General features: G+C 63.5%; 3 protein-coding genes. All 3 read right to left on the reverse strand.

The window, feature by feature from the left end; translation table 11 throughout:
* Positions 1-47 precede the first annotated feature (47 nt).
* Positions 48-1,238, reverse strand: a complete 1,191-nt coding sequence (locus ACZ9HU_RS22500; protein ID WP_476108104.1) for a TonB-dependent receptor plug domain-containing protein — start codon at positions 1,236-1,238, stop codon at positions 48-50.
* A 98-nt stretch (positions 1,239-1,336) separates the two neighbouring features.
* On the reverse strand, positions 1,337-1,774 hold the full coding sequence (locus ACZ9HU_RS22505; RefSeq protein WP_476108105.1) for a hypothetical protein: 438 nt from the start codon (positions 1,772-1,774) through the stop codon (positions 1,337-1,339).
* A gap of 192 nt (positions 1,775-1,966) precedes the next feature.
* Positions 1,967-2,201, reverse strand: a 235-nt coding sequence (locus tag ACZ9HU_RS22510; RefSeq protein ID WP_476108106.1) for a DUF411 domain-containing protein, incomplete at its 5' end; no start/stop codon positions are given.

Below are 2,201 nucleotides of genomic sequence, written 5' to 3' on the forward strand. Positions count from 1 at the left end.
TTGGACTCCTTCTGGAGTCCAGAAAGAGACTCCTTAGCGGAGGTCCATCAGCGCCAAGCCTGAATGCCGCAACACGCCCGAGGGCGGACGCTTACCCGGGTATGTTCGATACGGCCCGCCGCCTGCAGGCGCAGGCTGGGCAAGAGCGGCATTTCGACGAACAGATACCCCGCCTCGCTCTGCGTCAGCGTCGGAAACAGGTAGCTGGAGTCCTCGCCGATCGCCGAGAAGCGCCGCCGCTGCACCTCGGCACCCAGCGCCATATTCTGAACCGGCCCGATCGGGTTGAACAGCAACTCGACACGTCCATCCCCTTCCTTGTTGAGGAACGTGGTGTCGACCGTCCCGTCGGGCTCGACCTCCCGGTGTCGGTAGTCGCCATAGCTGCCGTAGACATCGAGCCTCTTCAAGGCGCCGGACCCCAGATCGAAGGAGTCGCGCGTGATCGCCTTGGTCTGGCGCATCACGATGTGGGTGGTGTCGCTCGGAATGCCGAAATTGGAATCATAATGCGTGATCGCGGCGCCGACATGGCTGTCGCCAAAGAAATAGGATGCGCCTGCCGAGAGACCGTCGCCGCGGAAATAGCTGTTCTGCTGTGTGCCGAGCGGCGTGTCATAGTCGTCGGTACGGCGATAGAAGGCGTCGCCATGCAGCACGAAGCTGCCAAGCCTGACGTCGGTCTGGCCGGACACCTCGCCGGCATTGTTGACCGTCCCGAAGCTACCGTTCAGCTCGCCTGACACCGTCTTCGTCGGGAGGGACTGCGGGACACGATTGTTGATGACATTGACAACCCCGCCGATCGCCTGGCTACCGTAGCGCAAGGTCGCCGGACCCCGCACGACCTCGATGCTCTGCGCCGCGAGCGGATCGATCGGCACGCCGTGGTCGGGCGCGATGTCGGACACATCCGCGCTGCTGCTGCCATCCTCCAGCAAGCGCACGCGCGTTGCGTCCATGCCGCGGATGATCGGGCGACTGGCGCCCGCCGCGAATGCGGTCGATGAGATGCCGGGCACGGTCTGAAGCGAATCCGCGATATTCGAGCCGCCCGTCGTCAATATCGAATCCCGATCGACCTTGGCGACGATCGTCGGCGTGTCGTTGCCGAAAGGCGACGCCGTAACGATGATGTCCGTCGACGCGTCGGGGGTGGTGGACGGCGCCTGCTGCGCCAGTGCGGCAGCCGGGAACAGCGCGGCTGTCACCGCGCCAAAACGAAGTAGAGTGCACATGACCTGATCTCCAGGAACCTTGAGGACTTGGCTCTGCCGGCAGACAGCCCACAGGGCCGGGCACGATCCACTCGACGGACCGTTGCCGCTGTTTTGTCTCAGTGGGTCAGGAACAGGGGCGGTGCGCGGCTATTCCAGGCATGCGAGCGCGAACGGCCGCTTTGGCGGATATAAGGCGTGACGGGCCGCCATAAGGCAAACCCGATCCGTGCTTCCAACGCCGGTACGGAAGGCGAGAGATAGTGGCCGGCCGTCGCGGCTTCGCGGCAGATCTGGCATCGGTCGGGCGTATCGGGCGAGGATTGCCCATGTGTAAGACCGTTGCTCGAAGCCAATTCGGACGCTGCGGACAGCGGCCGGACATTGGTGTGAAAATGCGTCTGGACAAGGATGCCGTGCCAGCAGAACACGACGAGCATCGCGAGCGAAAACAGCGTGTTCGCCGTCCATCGAATTGAGCGATGCTCGCGATGCGACGCGCTTGTGATGCGCAGGTGTCGCGACCCCGGTGACATCGATGACTCAGTCCGCGCCACGGGTCATTGCCCCCGTTGTCCCGACGACACCGGACATTAGACCACTAAATTGAGATGATATTTCATCTCCATCGAAAGCCGCAGTACGCCCACGCAAGGTCGGCGTAGGGCAAGCGCCGTGCGCCGCTCCTGGTCTCGACATCGTTCGGCCAGGCGAAGTAGGATTTCGGATTATCGAGAGCTTGCTCAGCATCAGTGCCGCGCGAAAACATGCTGCCCGGTGCTGCCGAACGACACCACCGTATAGGGTTGGCGGGCAGCCCCCGCCACTTCCATGCCCTCCGAGCCGATCGGCATCCCCGCCACCGCAATACCTCTGACGCCTACGGGACGGGTTGCCAGCAGGCGCTTGATATCGGCGACCGGGACATGCCCCTCGATCAGATAGCCATCAACGATCGCGCTGTGGCAGGATGCCAGCGTGCCC

The organism is Novosphingobium sp. Sphag1I, from assembly GCF_056279125.1.